Origin of the sequence: Streptomyces flavofungini, assembly GCF_014650815.1 — a bacterium.
Lineage (GTDB): Bacteria > Actinomycetota > Actinomycetes > Streptomycetales > Streptomycetaceae > Streptomyces > Streptomyces flavofungini.
On record NZ_BMVR01000017.1, the window covers coordinates 15,688 to 31,504 of the forward strand.

At 71.9% G+C, this 15,817-nt stretch carries 16 protein-coding genes and 1 riboswitch; of the genes, 5 read left to right on the forward strand and 11 right to left on the reverse strand.

The features are described 5' to 3' along the window. Window positions 1–16: 16 nt before the first annotated feature. Window positions 17–526 carry a ricin-type beta-trefoil lectin domain protein gene (locus IE274_RS33195; RefSeq protein WP_190119654.1) on the forward strand — a complete coding sequence of 170 codons (510 nt, stop codon included), beginning with the start codon at window positions 17–19 and terminating at the stop codon, window positions 524–526. On the opposite strand, the gene IE274_RS33200 is transcribed toward IE274_RS33195, so the two are convergent. The 4 genes from IE274_RS33200 to IE274_RS33215 all read right to left on the reverse strand — a co-directional run bounded on the left by IE274_RS33200 (window position 480) and on the right by IE274_RS33215 (window position 4,782). Continuing rightward, window positions 480–1,592 (reverse strand): alpha/beta hydrolase, encoded by a 1,113-nt coding sequence (locus IE274_RS33200; RefSeq protein ID WP_190119655.1) that lies wholly within the window; start codon window positions 1,590–1,592, stop codon window positions 480–482. The genes IE274_RS33195 and IE274_RS33200 overlap by 47 nt on opposite strands. 91 nt (window positions 1,593–1,683) lie before the next feature. After that, on the reverse strand, window positions 1,684–3,309 hold the full coding sequence (locus IE274_RS33205; RefSeq protein WP_190119656.1) for a serine/threonine-protein kinase: 1,626 nt from the start codon (window positions 3,307–3,309) through the stop codon (window positions 1,684–1,686). Window positions 3,310–3,441: 132 nt separating this feature from the next. Continuing rightward, the gene (locus IE274_RS33210) at window positions 3,442–3,858 is read right to left on the reverse strand and encodes a DUF6463 family protein (RefSeq protein WP_190119657.1); all 417 of its coding nucleotides are present in this window, start codon (window positions 3,856–3,858) and stop codon (window positions 3,442–3,444) included. A gap of 81 nt (window positions 3,859–3,939) precedes the next feature. Further along, window positions 3,940–4,782, reverse strand: coding sequence for a dienelactone hydrolase family protein (locus IE274_RS33215; RefSeq protein WP_190119658.1), 843 nt, complete (start codon window positions 4,780–4,782; stop codon window positions 3,940–3,942). Between the two features lie 165 nt (window positions 4,783–4,947). Between IE274_RS33215 and IE274_RS33220 the strand changes: the two genes are divergently transcribed. Beyond that, window positions 4,948–5,994, forward strand: coding sequence for a GlxA family transcriptional regulator (locus IE274_RS33220; RefSeq protein WP_229909973.1), 1,047 nt, complete (start codon window positions 4,948–4,950; stop codon window positions 5,992–5,994). Here IE274_RS33220 and cpt read toward each other — a convergent pair. After that, window positions 5,987–6,517, reverse strand: a complete 531-nt coding sequence (gene cpt / locus IE274_RS33225; RefSeq protein ID WP_190119793.1) for a chloramphenicol phosphotransferase CPT — start codon at window positions 6,515–6,517, stop codon at window positions 5,987–5,989. The two genes, IE274_RS33220 and cpt, sit on opposite strands and share 8 nt — an antisense overlap. Window positions 6,518–6,644: 127 nt before the next feature. Next, entirely contained in the window at window positions 6,645–7,985 is a 1,341-nt protein-coding gene (locus tag IE274_RS33230) for an MFS transporter (RefSeq protein ID WP_190119659.1), read from the reverse strand. Between the two features lie 137 nt (window positions 7,986–8,122). Between IE274_RS33230 and IE274_RS33235 the strand changes: the two genes are divergently transcribed. Together IE274_RS33235 and IE274_RS33240 are read left to right on the forward strand one after the other, a co-directional pair. Then, window positions 8,123–8,482 (forward strand): ArsR/SmtB family transcription factor, encoded by a 360-nt coding sequence (locus IE274_RS33235; RefSeq protein ID WP_190119660.1) that lies wholly within the window; start codon window positions 8,123–8,125, stop codon window positions 8,480–8,482. 54 nt (window positions 8,483–8,536) lie between these two features. Then, entirely contained in the window at window positions 8,537–8,716 is a 180-nt protein-coding gene (locus tag IE274_RS33240) for a hypothetical protein (RefSeq protein ID WP_229909974.1), read from the forward strand. A 75-nt stretch (window positions 8,717–8,791) separates the two neighbouring features. Here the strand turns inward: IE274_RS33240 and metE are convergent, their stop codons facing one another. Continuing rightward, window positions 8,792–11,110, reverse strand: coding sequence for a 5-methyltetrahydropteroyltriglutamate--homocysteine S-methyltransferase (metE, locus tag IE274_RS33245; RefSeq protein ID WP_190119661.1), 2,319 nt, complete (start codon window positions 11,108–11,110; stop codon window positions 8,792–8,794). A 163-nt stretch (window positions 11,111–11,273) separates the two neighbouring features. Further along, window positions 11,274–11,491, reverse strand: a riboswitch (cobalamin riboswitch). Between the two features lie 139 nt (window positions 11,492–11,630). Further along, window positions 11,631–12,917, reverse strand: a complete 1,287-nt coding sequence (aceA, locus tag IE274_RS33250; protein ID WP_190119662.1) for an isocitrate lyase — start codon at window positions 12,915–12,917, stop codon at window positions 11,631–11,633. A gap of 407 nt (window positions 12,918–13,324) precedes the next feature. On the opposite strand from aceA, the gene IE274_RS33255 reads away from it, so the two are divergent. Further along, window positions 13,325–14,860 carry a short-chain fatty acyl-CoA regulator family protein gene (locus IE274_RS33255; protein WP_190119663.1) on the forward strand — a complete coding sequence of 512 codons (1,536 nt, stop codon included), beginning with the start codon at window positions 13,325–13,327 and terminating at the stop codon, window positions 14,858–14,860. On the opposite strand, the gene IE274_RS33260 is transcribed toward IE274_RS33255, so the two are convergent. From IE274_RS33260 to IE274_RS33270, 3 genes are read right to left on the reverse strand one after another with little or no spacing between them, the layout of a single operon-like run. Continuing rightward, window positions 14,806–15,129: a DUF1048 domain-containing protein gene (locus tag IE274_RS33260; RefSeq protein ID WP_190119664.1), complete on the reverse strand. Its 324-nt coding sequence runs from the start codon at window positions 15,127–15,129 to the stop codon at window positions 14,806–14,808. The genes IE274_RS33255 and IE274_RS33260 overlap by 55 nt on opposite strands. 1 nt (window position 15,130) lies before the next feature. Then, window positions 15,131–15,487, reverse strand: coding sequence for a DUF1048 domain-containing protein (locus tag IE274_RS33265; protein ID WP_190119665.1), 357 nt, complete (start codon window positions 15,485–15,487; stop codon window positions 15,131–15,133). After that, window positions 15,484–15,810 carry a PadR family transcriptional regulator gene (locus tag IE274_RS33270; protein ID WP_190119666.1) on the reverse strand — a complete coding sequence of 109 codons (327 nt, stop codon included), beginning with the start codon at window positions 15,808–15,810 and terminating at the stop codon, window positions 15,484–15,486. The genes IE274_RS33265 and IE274_RS33270 overlap by 4 nt, the downstream gene beginning before the upstream one ends. Window positions 15,811–15,817 lie beyond the last annotated feature (7 nt).

The following is a 15,817-nucleotide window of genomic DNA, read 5'->3' on the forward strand; positions in this document are numbered from 1 at the left end:
TGAGGAGGTCGGGGTGGTGCGTCTACGCGAATCCGGACGGGCACACATGCGGCGCCGTGCCGGGGCCACGGCTGCGGCGGCCGCGCTGTTCCTGGGGCTCGGCCTGTCGGGTGGCAGCCCGAGTCAGGCGGCGACCTGGGGGCAGTGGGTGAGCGAGTCCACGGGGAAGTGCCTGACCGCGTTCGAGAACGACGTGGTCAACCTCGCGCCGTGCGAGGCGGGGCGGGCGTCCCAGCTGTGGTGGCCCGAGATCATCTCCGGCAGCGACCGGCTCGCCCGCAACGCCGCGGGCGGCTGCCTCTGGGCCCGCCCCGTGGCGGGCCTCGTCGGCGCCTACCGAGGCGCCTGCGATCCGAACGACGGATCGAAGCTGTTCGTGCTGTTCGGCGCCGCCGTCGCGCCGCGTGTGCCGGGCGGCCTCATGCACGAGACGCAGGCCTGGGGAAACCAAGTCGTGGTCTTCTCCACCACGGTGCGCATCACCGATCCGAGCGCCCACTGGGACTTCCGGCCGCAGAGCCGCTGACCGCCCCGTCGTCGGAGCGCGGCGGGCCGCCCGGGCGGTGGCCGGACTGCGCGAGCAGGCGTCGCAGCCAGCGCGTGCGGGCCTCGCGTGCGTCCAAGGTGAGGGCCGCACGCGGCACCATGCCGTCGAAGCCGTGGTACGCGCCGGGCCACACATGCAGTTCGGCCTGGCCACCGGCCTGCCAGAGCGCGTTCGCGTACGCCACGTCCTCGTCCCGGAACATCTCGGCCGACCCGACGTCGATGTAGGCCGGGGGCAGACCGGAGAGGTCCGTGGCGCGGGCGGGGGCCGCGTACGGCGGCAGGTCCGCGGCGCCGTGACGGTCGCCGAGGTGTGCCTTCCACGCGGTCGCGTGGGAGGTGAGGTCCCACAGGCCGAGGCCCGACATCTGGTGACTGGAGAACGTGCTGCCGCGGTCGTCGAGCATCGGGCACAGCAGCAGTTGCCCCAGCACGCCGGGGCCGCCGCGGTCGCGGGCCAGCAGGGCGAGGGCCGCGGCGAGCCCGCCGCCCGCGCTCTTGCCTCCGACGATGATGCGGTCCGCGTCGATGCCCAGGTCGGCCGCGTGCTCGGCCGCCCAGGCGAGTCCGGCGTAGCAGTCATCCAGCGGTGCCGGGTACTGCGCGCGCGGCGCGAGGCGGTACTCGACCGAGATGACCGCCAGGTTCAACGGGAGGACCCACTCACGCAGGATCCGCGGCAGCACGGACCAGGCGTTGCCCATGACCATGGCGCCGCCGTGCATGTAGTACAGCAGCGGCAGCGGCCCGACGACCCCGGCCGGCCGCGCGCTCACCAGCGTGACGTCCGGCCCGTCCGGCGGCCCCGGCACCCGCAACTCCGCCACCTCGAACCGTCCGTCGGCGCACAGTTCCCCGACCGTCGGCCGGGGCCGGGCCGCGGCGTCCCGCTCCTGCCGGGCCCGGAGGTTGTCCGGGGTGAGCGACTCCCGTACCTCCCGGCCCAAGGCGTCGAGGACGGGGCGCAGTTCGGGGTCGAAGGGAGGCGCTGCCTGCGGCGTCGGGACGACACGGCCGGACTGCGCGGGCGGATTGCGGTCACTCATGCCCCACCCCACGGACGGCTCTGCCGCTCACGGAAGTACCCCACTACGTGCTCACGGAAGTACCCCATCACGTGCTCGCAGAAGTACCCCACTACGCCCGCCACACCGTCATGTCGGCGGTCAAGAAACTGATCCCGCTCTTCGGCAGCGCGGTCGACTTCACCTGGATGACCAGCAGCGCGATATCGCCGGAGGGGTGCTTGACGCAGACCTCGCTGCCCGCCGCTGCCGCGGCCAGGGGGAGGCGGCGGCTGTCCGCGCCGGTGAGGGCGATGCGACAGGACTCAAGGGTGGCCCCCGGCTTGCTGTAGAGCATGGTGATCACGCTCTTGTCGCTCTCCAACGAGCAGTTGGTGTCGTTGCAGACGAAGCGGAGGTCGCCCTTGCGGTCCTTGCGCTCGACCGGCTCCTTGATGTTCAGCGAGTTCTTCTCGTCCAGCCACTGGGAGGGGTACGGGATGGCACGCGGCGGCTCGGGCGCGGTCGACGAGGACCCCTTGGTTCCCGCGTCGGCCCCCGACTCCGTACGCTCCGCCGCCGACCCGCCCGGCTCCGACGCGGAGTCCGACCCCGACGCGGAGCCGCCCGACCGGGCGGACGCCCCCGCGCCGGCCGCCGACGGCCCGGCCGCCTTCCGGTCCCGGGACCCGTCCCGCGCGTCCATGACCGTCCAGGCGAGCCCTCCGGCCACCAGCGCCCCCGCCGCCACGGCCGCGACGGTGATCAGCGTGGTACGTCTCTTGCGGGCCCGTCGCTCGTCCGGCGCCGTCGGCCGGGTCTGCGCGACCAGCGGCGTCGTGTGCACCGGAGTGGGGTCGGGTACCGGCGCCGGAACCCGCACCTCCGGCCCCATGACCTCCCGCCACACCTCCGGCCCCGGGCCCGCGTCCCCGCCCAGCCGCTGCCGGCACCACTGGACGACCTCCGCCAGGGTGGCCCGCTCCGCGGGATCGGCGGCCAGACATCGGGCGATCAACGGGCGGAGCTGTACGGGCAGCAGCGACAGATCGGGCTCGGAGTGCACGATCCGGTACAGCACGCTGACCGAGGGGCCGTCCCCGTACAGCGGCTCTCCGAGCGCCGCGAACGCCGCCGTCTGCCCGAGGGCGAACACATCGGTCGCCGCCGTGACCTCACCCCCGGACGCCTGCTCGGGAGCCATGAACTGGGGCGTGCCGACGGCGGAACCCGTGGCCGTGTGCGAGGTGATGTCGGAGGCCAGCGAGATGCCGAAGTCGATGACGCGCGGACCGTCGGCGGCCAGCAGCACGTTCGACGGCTTCAGGTCCCGGTGCACGATGCCGGCGCCGTGGATGGCCTGCAGCGCCTCGGCCACCCCCGCCACCAGCCACAGCACCGCGGACACCGGCAGTGGACCGCGCCGGGTGACCGCGTCCGCCAGCGAGGGCCCGGGTACGTACAGCGTGGCCAGCCAGGGCGGGACGCCGTTCGCGTCGGCGTCGATCAACTCGGCGGTGTACGCGCCCCGGACCCGCCGGGCCGCCTCCACCTCCCGGCGGAACCGCCGCCGGAAGTCCGGGTTGTCGGCCAGCTCCGGCCGGACCACCTTGATCGCCACCGGTCGGCCGCCCTGCGTGTGCGACAGATACACCCGGCCCATGCCGCCGGCGCCGAGCCGGGCGGCGAGACGGTAACCGGCCACCAGCGGCGGATCGTCCGCCTGCAACGCCTGGAACACCTCAGCCGGATGGTTCATCGGCGCTCTTCCCCCTGTCACCATCTGGTCAGCGGATGGGCTGACCAGCGACAGAAGCTTAAACGGGCGGCAAACGGGGGTGATCGGAGGGGCGATCGGAGGGGGATCCGGGGGCGGTGCGAGCGTCCCGCGCTACGGGGCCCGGGTCGTATCGGCAGCGGGCGCCGGGGCGTCGTTGCGGTCGGCACGCCGGGCCCCGACGAGCAACAGCACGCTCGCGAGCAGGATGACCGGCGAGGGCGAGAGCCCGAGGATCACCGTGTCGCCCACGGCCCACACTCCCAGCGTCCACGCGATGAACGGCGGCGGCACGATGCCCCGGCGGTGCAGCCACAGCACCATCAGGCCGATGACGACGAGCGGCGGGCCGAAGCTGTTCCAGCTCAGCCAGTACGCGCTGTTCGCCGAGCTCATCGCGGAGAGGTCATCGCCCCACAGCTCCCCGCCGAACCAGTCCCCGGCGTGGCTCGCGGCTTCTTCCACCGTGAGGGCGAGGAGTGTGTGCGCCGCTCCGAACATCGCGATGAGCCAACCAGCCCACTTGATCATCCGAACTCTCCGTTCTCGTGGTGGAGCCACTGGATGCGGCTGCGCCTCCGATGGGTCAGACGCAGCGGGCCACGGGTTGCCTCAGGGGCGAGCGCTCGGGTCGTCCCGGATCCCGAGCCGTTCGGTGAGGAACGCGATGATCTCGTCGCGGGCCTGCCGGGTCGGATGGCCTTCCTCGTCGACGAGATGTGCGGTGACGACACTGTGGGCACACCCGACGCTGTCGCGGAAGAAGGGCGGCGGGTTCGTGTTCGCCACCTCGCCGGGCAGGACCCGGCCGTCGAACGCGTCGCCGAGCAGCGCCCGGTAGGCCGCGAAGCGCTGGCCGGTGCACCACTTGTCGTTGTCGAAGCGGTAGGCGAGCACCTTCAGGCCGTCGCGCTCCACGCGCTCGGCCACGGCGGCGGCGTCCTCGGGGCCGAGCTCCAGACCGCCGGGGTCGTCGAGCGGCAGCGACGGATGGTTGACCACCGGCGCGACGACCGCTGGTTCGAGCGCCATGGTCAGGGCGAAGTTGCCGGTGAAGCACAGCCCCACGGCGCCGACACCGGGACCGCCGCGCTCGGCGTGCGCGATGCGGGCGAGGCCGCGCAGCCAGGAGGCGACGGGGCTGGTGCCGCCACCGGCGAAGGCCCGGAACTCGGCGCTGACACAGGCGCGGCGCACGACGGCCTCGCCCGCCTCGGCGAGCGGATAGGCGCCGTCGACGCCGAAGAGGGACGGCACGTAGACGGAGCAGCCCGCGTCGCGCACCCAGCGTGCGAACCGCGCGAGGTCGGGGCTGATGCCCGGCATCTCCGGCATCAGGATGACGGCCGGCCCCGACCCGCAGACGTACACGGTCTTGCTGACGTCATCGACGGTGACGGTCCTCCGGGAGAAGTCCCCCAGGAGGTCGTCGCGTTGCCCTCGCACGGTTGTCATGACGCCCAGGATGACGAGAGGCTGCTCTTGCCGAGAAGCGGCGAGATCGCCACACTTCACGGTGATCTCGCCAAGCGCCGGGGCGCCGAAGTGCCGAGATGCCGAAGTGCCGGGGCGTCGAAGTGTCAAAGAGCCGGAGGCAGGTGTCGTGTGGTTCCGCTGCGGGTGAGTGTGCTGGCCTACCCGGGCTGCTTCGGGTCGGAGGTGTTCGGCGTCCTCGACCTCCTGACCATGGCCGGTCACGTCGCCGCCGCGCGCGGAGCGGAGGAGTCGTCCTACGAGGTGTCGGTCGTCTCGCCGCGCCGACGGGTGACCGTGTCCGGCGGTATGGGCATCGGCGTCTCGGCGATGCGCCCCGCGGACGTGCTGATCGTGCCGGGATTCGAGCTCTCACCTGCCGCCGACCTCGACACCACCCTCGCGAACCTGAAGCCGGAAGTGACGTCCATCCGCGCGCATGCCACCGCAGGGACCGCGGTCGTGTCGATCTGCGTGGGCGCCTTCCTCCTGGCGGAGGCCGGACTGCTGGCGGGACGCGAGGCGACGACTTCTTGGCTGTACGCGGACCGCTTCGCGCGGCGGTACGCCGATGTGGGTGTCCGCGCCGAGGAGTTGGTCGTGACCGACCGAGGCGTGACCACCACCGCCGCCTTCAGCGCGATGTACGACTTCGCGCTCCGCTTCATCCGCGAGCACGACGGCCCCCGCGTCGCCCGCAGCACGGCGCGCATCGCCCTGCTCGACGACGCGCGTTCCACCCAGGCCGCGTACGTGGACCTCGGACTCCTGCCCGCCGTGGGCAGCGGCTTCTCGCTCGGCGTGAAGCGGTGGCTCGACCAGCGCCTCGCGGCCCGCTACGACCTGCCCGCCCTCGCCGAGGAGTTCGGCGTCAGCACGCGAACCATGCTCCGCCGCTTCGGCGACGAAGCCGGTGAGACCCCACTCGCCTACCTCCACTCCGCCCGGGTACGCCGGGCCAGGCACCTCCTGGAGACGACCGACCGGACCGTCGCGCGCATCGCCGGCGACGTCGGCTACCGCGACGCCGGGGCCTTCGGCCAGGTCTTCACCCGCCACACGGGCCAACAGCCGAGCACGTACCGCGCGACCTTCCGCCGACACGACACCCCGGCGTCCCCCGCGCCGCGCACCGTCGTCCCGCCGTCACGCCAGAGCGCCAGCGGCACGACAACGGAGCCCGCGCCTACCTGACCCGCGCTGCGATCGCCCGCGCGCACGCCATCGACTCGGCATGCCCGGTGTCCACCTCCAGGTCGTACACCATGCCCCGGTGCACCACATCGGCCTGGGCCGCGGCCATCCCGGCAACCCGGTCGCCCCGCGCGACCTCCCGGTCCGTGGCGATGGCGCTGTCGCACCGCACACCGACCCACAGCACCCCCAACTCGCCCAGCGCCCGCCGCCACCGCTCCTGCGACTCCACGCCGCCGAGGAACACCTCATCGACGACGATCCGGGCCCCCGCGCGGGCCATCGCGGCCAGCCCCTCGATCCAGGCCGCCTCCAGCGCGTGGAACTCCGGCCCGACGGCCACCTCACCGTCCGGCCCGAACGCGATCCCGGCGTCCGACTTCCGCATCGCCGCGGGCAGCGCGTCGACAAACGTATCGACCCCGAAGGCCAGCCACGGCCCCGGCAGCACCGCCTGCAGACACCGCACGATCCCGGACTTCCCCGAGCTGGAACCACCGTTGAGAACGATCACCTGGGTCATCACCGCGCCACAGTAGAAGCACCGTGCGAACACACCAAACGAATTCCACCGGCGCCGCCACCGGCTAGGCGGCCGCAGCCTTCGGGCCGTTGCTCCGCTTCACCTGCGGGACCCCGTTCGTGTCGGCTCACCGATGGGCGTGCAGCCCGTCCGCCAGGATGCGGTGGCTGTGCCGCCAGGCGCGGCCGACCCGTACCGCGTCCGCGAGGTGCGGGTGCTCCGTGCCGATGCCGGTGTGCTCGTGCTCGACCGGTGCCGCCGCCCGCGACGGCCACAACCGCGTCGCGAGGACCCCGGAGGCCAGGGCGAGCACACCGAGCGCGGCCACGGCCGAGAGCAGGCCCGCCGTCGCGCCGAGCCAGCCGGCCAGGGGATACGTCAGCAGCCAGCAGACGTGCGAGAGAGAGAACTGCGCGGCGAACGCCTGGGTCCGCCGCTCGGGCGGCGCCGCCCGTCGCACCAGTCGGCCGGAGGGCGTGAGCACCATCGAGGACCCGCCGCCGAACAGGGCCCAGACACCGAGCAGCGTGGGCCAGCGCCACCCTCCGCCGCTCGCCGCCGTGACGGCACCGAGCGCCGCGAAGCCCAGCGTGAGCAGCAGGGCGCCGCCCAGCATCACGGCGCGGTCCGGGACCCGGTCGAGCACGCGCGGCAGCACCAGTGCGACCAGCATGGAGCCACCGCCGTACGCCCCGAGCGCCAGCGAGACCTCCGCCGCCCCGAGGCCGAACCGGTCCCGCACGTACACCACGCTGTTGACGGTCACCATGGCACCGGCCGCCGCCACGGTCAGGTTGAGCGCGAGCAGGGCGCGCAGCCGGGGCGTGGCGAAGAAGAGACGCGAACCCGCGGTGGCCTTGGCGTACACACTGCCCCCACCCGGCTCCGGCGGGGCGACCGCCTTCGGTAGGACGACGGACACCACGAGCACGGCCGATGCCAGGAACCCCGCCACGGTGCCGAGGAAGAGCCAGTTGTACGTCATCACGGCGAGCAGCGCGGCGGCGAGTGCCGGGCTGAACAGGTTCTCCAGGTCGTAGGCGAGGCGGGACAGGGACAGCGCCCGGGTGTAGTCGCGCTCGTCGGGCAGGGCATCGGGAACCACGGCTTGGAAGGTCGGTGTGAAGGCCGCCGAGGCCGACTGGAGCAGGAAGATCAGGACGTAGATCTGCCAGATCTGGTCCACGAACGGCAGCGTGAGCGCCACCCCGGCGCGGATCAGGTCCGCCCCGATCATCAGGCTCCTGCGCGGCAGCCGGTCGGCGATCGCGCCGACGGCCGGGGCGATGACCACGTACGCCGCCATCTTGATCGCGAGAGCGGTGCCGAGTACCGAACCGGCGTCGGCGCCCGCGAGGTCGTACGCCAGCAGGCCGAGCGCGACCGTGGCCAGGCCGGTGCCCGTCAGGGCGATGACCTGGGCGGCGAACAGGTGCCGATAGGTGCGATTGCGCAAGACGGAGAGCATGGCTCACATCCCTGGCCGGGTGGTTGGCGGGGCCGGCACCTCCATCATAGCTATATGTGCGCACATACGCACATGTTGATGTCGGCGGCCCGGGGGCGACTGCCGTGCCCTCCTGTCGGGGCGACTACGCTGGGTGCATGCCTGCTCGCGATCCCTTGCCACCTGCACCCGGTGTGCATCTGCGTGCTCCCGACGGCGCGCGCCTCGCGGAGGCGACCGAGGTGTTCGCGCTGCTGTCCGATGTCACGCGCCTGCACCTGCTGTGGCTCCTCGCGCAGGAGGAGTCGGACGTCGGATCGCTCGCCGAGCGATGCGCCGCCTCACGGACGGCGGTGAGCCAGCACCTGGCGAAGCTGCGGCTCGCGGGCCTGGTCGAGGCGCGCCGCGAGGGGCGGCACATGTACTACAGCCTGCGCGACGGCCATCTGCGCCGACTGGTCATCGAGGCACTCAGCCACGCCGACCATCGCGTGAGCGGCAAGGCTCCGCACGACTGAGAGCGGGCGCCCGCGCGCCGTCCCGCTGTCGGACCTCCCTGCGAGGATCCTCCGATGACCGACAGCCCGATTGCCGTTGCGCGGTTCACCTCGTCCGGTGCCGTCACGCCCGAGGTGAGGCGCGTGCTCATCGACTGCTGGGTCGACGTCACCAACGCCGGGGGAGCGGCGGGGTTCCCGTTCCCGCCGATCGACGCCACGCACGCGGCATCGCCCGCGACGAGATCCTCATGATCCTCGACCCGCTCTGAACCGGCGCTGGGCCCGGAGCACCCGCACGTGCTCCGGGCCCAGCGCGCCGTCCCCCGGTCAGGACTTGGGCAGTTCACCCCGGACCGTGCGCGCCGCGGTGACCAGGTTCTCCAGTGCGGCGCGGGTCTCGGGCCAGCCGCGGGTCTTCAGGCCGCAGTCCGGGTTGACCCAGAGGCGGTCGGCGGGGATCGCTTCAAGTCCCTTGCGGAGCAGGGCCGCGGCCTCCTCCGCGCCGGGGACACGGGGGGAGTGGATGTCGTAGACGCCCGGGCCCGCCTCGCGCGGGTAGCCGTGCTCGGCCAGTTCGCGGGCCACCTGCATGTGGGAGCGGGCGGCCTCCAGGCTGATGACGTCGGCGTCGAGGTCGTCGATGGCCTGGACGATGTCGCCGAACTCGGCGTAGCACATGTGGGTGTGGATCTGGGTGTCGGCACGGACGCCGCTGGTGGTGAGGCGGAAGGACTCGGTGGCCCAGTCGAGGTAGGCGGGGCGGTCGGCGGCGCGCAGCGGCAGCGTCTCGCGCAGGGCGGGCTCGTCGACCTGGATGACCGAAGTGCCCGCCGCCTCCAGGTCGTCCACCTCGTCGCGCAGGGCGAGGGCCACCTGACGGGCGGTGTCGCCGAGCGGCTGGTCGTCGCGGACGAAGGACCAGGCGAGCATGGTGACGGGACCGGTGAGCATACCCTTGACCGGGCGGTCGGTGAGGGAGTTGGCGTACGACGTCCAGCGCACCGTCATCGGCTCGGGCCGGGAGATGTCGCCCGCCAGGACCGGCGGGCGGACGTAGCGGGTGCCATACGACTGGACCCAGCCGTGCTGCGTGGCGAGGTAGCCGGTGAGCTGCTCGGCGAAGTACTGCACCATGTCGTTGCGTTCGGGCTCGCCGTGCACCAGGACGTCGATCCCGGTCTTCTCCTGGAAGGAGATGACCTCGCGAATCTCGTTCTCGATGCGCTGTTCGTACCCGGCGGTGTCGATGCGTCCCGCGCGCAGGTCGGCGCGGGCCGTGCGCAACTCCGTGGTCTGCGGGAACGAGCCGATGGTGGTGGTCGGGAGCAGCGGCAGGCCGAGGTGTGCGCGCTGGGCGGCGGCCCGGGCGGTGTACGGCTGGGAGCGGCGGCCGTCGGCGTCGGTGACGGCGGCGGCGCGGGCCCGGACGGCCGGATCGTGGGTGATCGCGGAACCGGCGCGGGAGGCCAGGTCGGCCCGGTTGGCGGCCAGTTCGGCGGAGATGGTGTCCGTGCCCTGCGCCAGGCCCTTGGCCAGGGTGACGATCTCGCCGGTCTTCTGCTGGGCGAAGGCGAGCCAGCGCAGGATCTGCGGGTCGATGTCCCGCTCGGCCGAGGCGTCGATCGGGACGTGCAGGAGCGAGCAGGAGGCGGCGACGTCGACCCGGTCGGCCAGGCCGAGGAGCGTCCCCAGGGCGGCCAGGGACTTCTCGAGGTCGTTGATCCAGATGTTGCGGCCGTTGACCACACCGGCGACCAGGCGCTTGCCGGGCAGTCCGCCCACCGACGCGAGCGCGTCGAGGTTGGCGGCGGCCGCGTCGGTGAAGTCCAGGGCGAGGCCGTCGACCGGGGCCTTCGCCAGCACCGGCAGGGCGTCGCCGAGCCGGTCGAAGTAGGACGCGACGAGCAGCTTCGGCCGGTCGGTGAGGGCGCCGAGATCGCGGTAGGCACGCGTTGCGGCGTTCAGGTCGGCCGGGGTGCGGTCCTGCACCAGGGCGGGCTCGTCGAGCTGCACCCACTCGGCGCCCGCCGCGCGCAGGTCCGCGAGGACCTCGGCGTACACGGGAAGCAGCCGGTCCAGGAGAGTCAGCGGCTCGAAGTCCGCGGCCACGCCCGGCGCGGGCTTGGCGAGCAGCAGATACGTGACGGGGCCGACCAGGACCGGACGGGCGGCGAGGCCGAGCGCGAGGGCTTCCTTGAGCTCGGCGACCTGCTTGCCGGAGTCGGCGGTGAAGACGGTGTCGGGGCCCAACTCCGGCACCAGGTAGTGGTAGTTGGTGTCGAACCACTTGGTCATCTCGAGCGGCGCGACGTCCTGGGTGCCGCGGGCCATGGCGAAGTAGCCGTCGAGCGCGTCGGCGTCGACGGCCGCGCGGTGCCGCCCAGGGACGGCGCCGACCATGACACTGGTGTCCAGGACGTGGTCGTAGTACGAGAAGTCACCGGTCGGCACCTCGTGGACACCGGCGTCGGCCAGGCGCTGCCAGGTGGAGCGGCGCAGCTCCGCCGCGGTGTCCCGGAGGGCGTCGGCGGTGACGCGGCCCTTCCAGTACCCCTCGATCGCCTTCTTGAGTTCACGGCCTGCGCCCTGACGGGGGTAGCCGTACACGGTGGCCCGTGCTGCCGCGGCTGCGGACTTCGCTGTCACGGAAATCTCCTTCGCGAGATGACTCCTGAGAATCCCGGGGACGGGACGCGGACGCGAAGGGATGACGAACAAGACGGACACCACACACGCCACTGGCACGGTGTTCCGTCTGGTATGTACGCCGACCCGCCCACGAGGTCACCGGGATATCCGCACGCGATCGGTCACGTACGGGCAACAGGCAGGTCTTCGGACTCGCGGGCACGTCCGCCGAGGCGGACACCTACTGACCGTCGCTTCCCGGATCCGCGGCCGGATCCAGTGCTCATGACGGTGGTCGTTCCCACTCACCGCTGCGGGGCAGTCCCGGATTCCCACCGGGTTCCCTCTTACGACGCGCCTGCCTGGCGGACAGGGCGAACCAGCTGCACGCGCCAGGTTAGAGGGTGGATGCGTTCCTGGGCAGCACTGTTCACATTCCGGAACGTGAGATGAGACACGGGTGATGTGTCGGCGGGCGGCCGGGTTTCCCGGCCCCGGCGCGTTCCGCGGGCCCCGAGCCCGGCCGCCCGACGGCGTCCTAGTGGAACTGCTCTTCCTCGGTGGACCCGGAGAGCGCCGTGGTGGAGGAGTGGGGGTTGACCGCCGTGGACACGAGGTCGAAGTACCCGGTGCCGACCTCGCGTTGGTGCCTGACGGCGGTGAAGCCGTGCTCCTGCGCGGCGAACTCCTTCTCCTGCAGGTCCACGTACGCGGTCATGCCGTGGTCGGCGTAGCCGCGGGCGAGGTCGAACATGCCGTGGTTGAGGGAGTGGAAACCGGCCAGGGTGATGAACTGGAACTTGTAGCCCATGGCGCCCAGTTCACGCTGGAACTTGGCGATCTGGTCGTCGTCGAGGGCCGCCTTCCAGTTGAAGGACGGCGAGCAGTTGTAGGCCAGCATCTGGTCGGGGTGCCGGGCGTGGATGGCCTCGGCGAACTCGCGGGCCTGGGCGAGGTCGGGGGTGCCGGTCTCGACCCAGATGAGGTCGGCGAACGGGGCGTACGCGAGCCCGCGGGCGATGACGGGCGCCATGCCGTTGCGGACGCGGTAGAAGCCCTCCGCCGTCCGCTCGCCGGTCACGAACTCGGCGTCGCGCTCGTCGACATCGCTGGTGAGGAGGTTGGCGGCGAGCGCGTCCGTGCGGGCGACGATCAGGGTCGGCACGTCGGCGATGTCGGCGGCCAGGCGGGCTGCGTTGAGCGTGCGGACGTGCTGGCCGGTGGGGATGAGGACCTTGCCGCCGAGGTGGCCGCACTTCTTCTCCGAGGCGAGCTGGTCCTCGTAGTGGATACCGGCCGCGCCCGCCGCGATCATCGCCTTGGTCAGCTCGAAGGCGTTCAGCGGACCGCCGAACCCGGCCTCGGCGTCGGCCACGACCGGCGCCAGCCAGTCGAGCGAGGCGTCGCCCTCACTGGTGGCGATCTGGTCGGCGCGCAGCAGCGCGTTGTTGATCCGACGGACCACCTGCGGCACGGAGTTGGCGGGGTAGAGCGACTGGTCGGGGTAGGTGTGCCCGGCCTGGTTGGCGTCGGCGGCCACCTGCCAGCCGGACAGGTAGATCGCCTGCAGTCCCGCCTTCACCTGCTGCACCGCCTGCCCGCCGGTCAGCGCGCCGAGGGCGTGGACGTAGTCCAGTTCGTGGAGTTGGCGCCACAGTCGCTCGGCGCCGCGCCGGGCCAGGGTGTGCTCCTCGCGGACGCTGCCGGAGAGCCGCACGACGTCCTCGGCGCTGTACGTGCGCTCGATCCCCCGCCACCGCGGGTCCGTCGCCCACCGCCGCGCCAGCTCCTCGGCCGCTGCCGTCGTCGTCCCTGCCTGTGCCATGACCGTCTCCCGGAGAGTCGTGAACTGTGCGAATGTCTGGCACTGAGTGCCTGAATGGTTCCGGACGCGGCCCGCCGATTCCGTACGCGGGCAAGGTGAGCAATGCTGCCGAGTCGGACGGAAGGGCCGGGGTCTCCGACGTCAGGGCTTGAAATCGAGCCCAGGTCCCGTTCCGCCCGACGGAGTCCGGCGGGCCGCGGTTCGACTGTGGCATCGGCACTCAGTGCCAGCAACCGGGGAAAGCTGCTAACTTCTGCGCATCTTCTCCGGCAGTTTTGCCAACTCTGAAAAGGCTTGAAGGACGGCTCGCGTGGCTACCATCGCGAGCAGAGCCGATGTGCGGGGGACGCGTGTGAGGCATGCGGAGGACGGGAGCTGCGGATGGTGCGGCGGGACGGGAGCCACGAGTGAGCAAGACGTACGCGGGCGCGCGGCTGCGACGCCTGCGCGAGGAACGCCGCATGAGTCAGGCCGACTTGGCCCGCGCCCTCGCCATCTCGCCGAGCTATCTGAACCAGATGGAGCACGACTCCCGTCCGCTCACCGTGCCGGTGCTGCTGCGCCTGACCGAGGCGTTCGGTGTGGACCCGGGCTTCTTCTCCGAGCGCGACACCAGCAGGCTGGTGGCCGACCTGCGGGACGCCCTCACCGGCGTGGTCTCCACCGGCCAGGTGACGGCGTCCGACCTGTCGGACCTGGCCTCCCGGATGCCCGCCGTGGCCACCCTCCTGGTCGAACTCGGCCGCCGGAACCAGCGGTTGACCGAGCAGCTGACCGAGGCGGCGGAGGGCCGCGGGCCGGGCCCGGTGGCACAGCCCCGCTCCGCGCACGAGGAGATCCGCGAGTTCTTCTACCGGCGCCAGAACTACCTGCACGACATCGACCTCGCCGCCGAGCAGTTCGCGACCGAGATCGGCATCCGCCGCGGCGAGGTCGTACGCGCCCTGTCCGCGCGGCTCACCGAACGGCACGGGGTGCGGCTCGCCGCGGACTCCGACCGGCTCCTGCACCACTACGACCCGGCAGCCCGCGTCCTGCACCTGTCCAGTCGCCTCCGCCCCGGCCAGCAGGCGTTCCGCATGGCCACCCAGCTCGCGCTGCTGGAGCACACGGACCAGCTCTCGGCGCTGGCCACGGAGGACTTCGCGCAGGAGTCCGCGGCCTGGCCGCTGGCCCGCATCGGCATCGCCAACTACTTCGCCGCCGCGCTGATCCTGCCCTACCGCCGCTTCCACACGGCGGCGGAAAAGTTCCGCTACGACATCGAGCGCCTCACCGACCACTTCGGACTCGGCTACGAGACGATCTGTCACCGCCTCAGCACCCTGCAACGCCCCCGGCTGCGCGGCGTCCCGTTCTCCTTCGTCCGGGTCGACCGGGCCGGGAACATGTCCAAACGGCAGTCCGCGACCGCGTTCCACTTCTCCCGCGCCGGGGGCACCTGCCCGCTGTGGAACGTGTACGAGGCGTTCGCCGCGCCCGGCCGCATCCACGTGCAGGTCGCCGCCATGCCGGACGGGCAGCGCTATCTGTGGACCGCGCGGGCACTCACCCGCCACCGCGGCGGCTGGGGCGAGCCCGGCAAGACCTTCGCCCTCGGCCTCGGCTGCGAGATCCGGCACGCCTCCCGCCTCGTCTACTCCGACGGCCTCGACCTCGACAACACCTCGGCCGCCGTCCCCATCGGCATGGGCTGCCGCCTCTGCGAACGCACCGACTGCCCCCAGCGGGCCGTACCACCACTGGACCGCAGGCTGGCGATCGACGAGAACAGCAGCACGTTCGTGCCGTACCCGGTGGTGGGGGCGGGGGCGCCGGCTGACGGGGTGAGGCGTCGCCCCACGCCTCGACCGGATACGGCGGGAGCGCTTCCTGCCGGTCGGTCCTCCTACACGGCCGTGCCGGGCTTCCCGCCGCAGGACTCCTGGTGGACGTCCGCGTAGGTGGGCGAGTCCTTGATCAGGCCGTCGCAGAAGGCGGCGACGTCCGTGCCGATGAGTTCCAGGACTCCCTTGTCGGCCGCGACGCCCTCCTCGAAGAAGTCGACGAGGCCGGGAAGCAGGGGCCCGTCGGCCAGGTCGAGCGGTCCGACCTTGAAGAAGTACTTCTGGATCTCCTTGTAGACGATCTGGTAGTCCGGTGGGAGCGCCCTGACCCGCGCTGTGTGCGCCCGCCACTGCTTCTTGCCCTGGATGATGTCCTGGATGCCCACGTCAGCCTCCTAGCCGGCCCAGCTTCTTCGCGACGTTGCTGTTCAACTGGTCGCGCCACCGGTCGAGATGGCTCCGGGCGCCCTCGCCGCCGGCCAGCGCGGCGCAGAAGCCCTTGATGTCGTCGCCGAGCACCTCGTGAACGCGCTGCCCCTCCGCCGCCGTCTCTTCGAGCAGCCCCAGGGCGCCGTCGAGGATCGGCATCAGGTTGCGACCCGTGAAGTCCGCGTAGGGGGAGAGGTGAAACTTGATCTGTCCCCACGCTTCCCGGTGATCGGCCGGCAGTTCCTCGGCGCGGGCCTCGAAAGCCTTGTATTCCCGGGTGAGATCGCTTCCGGTCATGGTCTCCCAGAAGTTCATCGCCCGCCCTCCTTGAGCTTGTCGATGCGTGATGAGAGGTACTCCCATTTCTCCCAGAACGTCGCGAGTCTTTCGCGCCCCGCGTCGTTGAGCGCATAGAACTTGCGCGGGGGCCCCACTCCGGACGGCCGTTTTGTCACCTGGACGAGTCCGTTCTTCTCCAGGCGCAGCAGGATGGTGTAAATCGTCCCCTCGACGACGTCGGTGAAGCCGAGTTCGTTGAGTCGACGCGTGATGGCGTACCCGTAGGTCTCCTCCGTGTCGATGATGTGAAGGACGCAGCCCTCGAGGGTGCCCTTCAGCATCTCCGTGAGGTCGTCCATCGCGACC

Bases quoted from the DNA above. Each gene is read 5' to 3' on its own strand.
- IE274_RS33235 (WP_190119660.1), top strand. From the start codon at position 8,123: ATGCCTGCTCGCGATCCCTTGCCACCTGCACCCGGTGTGCATCTGCGT.
- IE274_RS33215 (WP_190119658.1), bottom strand. From the start codon at position 4,782: ATGACAACCGTGCGAGGGCAACGCGACGACCTCCTGGGGGACTTCTCC.
- aceA (WP_190119662.1), bottom strand. From the start codon at position 12,917: ATGGCACAGGCAGGGACGACGACGGCAGCGGCCGAGGAGCTGGCGCGG.
- IE274_RS33205 (WP_190119656.1), bottom strand. From the start codon at position 3,309: ATGAACCATCCGGCTGAGGTGTTCCAGGCGTTGCAGGCGGACGATCCG.
- cpt (WP_190119793.1), bottom strand. From the start codon at position 6,517: ATGACCCAGGTGATCGTTCTCAACGGTGGTTCCAGCTCGGGGAAGTCC.
- IE274_RS33200 (WP_190119655.1), bottom strand. From the start codon at position 1,592: ATGAGTGACCGCAATCCGCCCGCGCAGTCCGGCCGTGTCGTCCCGACG.
- IE274_RS33210 (WP_190119657.1), bottom strand. From the start codon at position 3,858: ATGATCAAGTGGGCTGGTTGGCTCATCGCGATGTTCGGAGCGGCGCAC.
- IE274_RS33230 (WP_190119659.1), bottom strand. From the start codon at position 7,985: ATGCTCTCCGTCTTGCGCAATCGCACCTATCGGCACCTGTTCGCCGCC.
- IE274_RS33270 (WP_190119666.1), bottom strand. From the start codon at position 15,810: ATGGACGACCTCACGGAGATGCTGAAGGGCACCCTCGAGGGCTGCGTC.
- IE274_RS33240 (WP_229909974.1), top strand. From the start codon at position 8,537: ATGACCGACAGCCCGATTGCCGTTGCGCGGTTCACCTCGTCCGGTGCC.
- IE274_RS33265 (WP_190119665.1), bottom strand. From the start codon at position 15,487: ATGAACTTCTGGGAGACCATGACCGGAAGCGATCTCACCCGGGAATAC.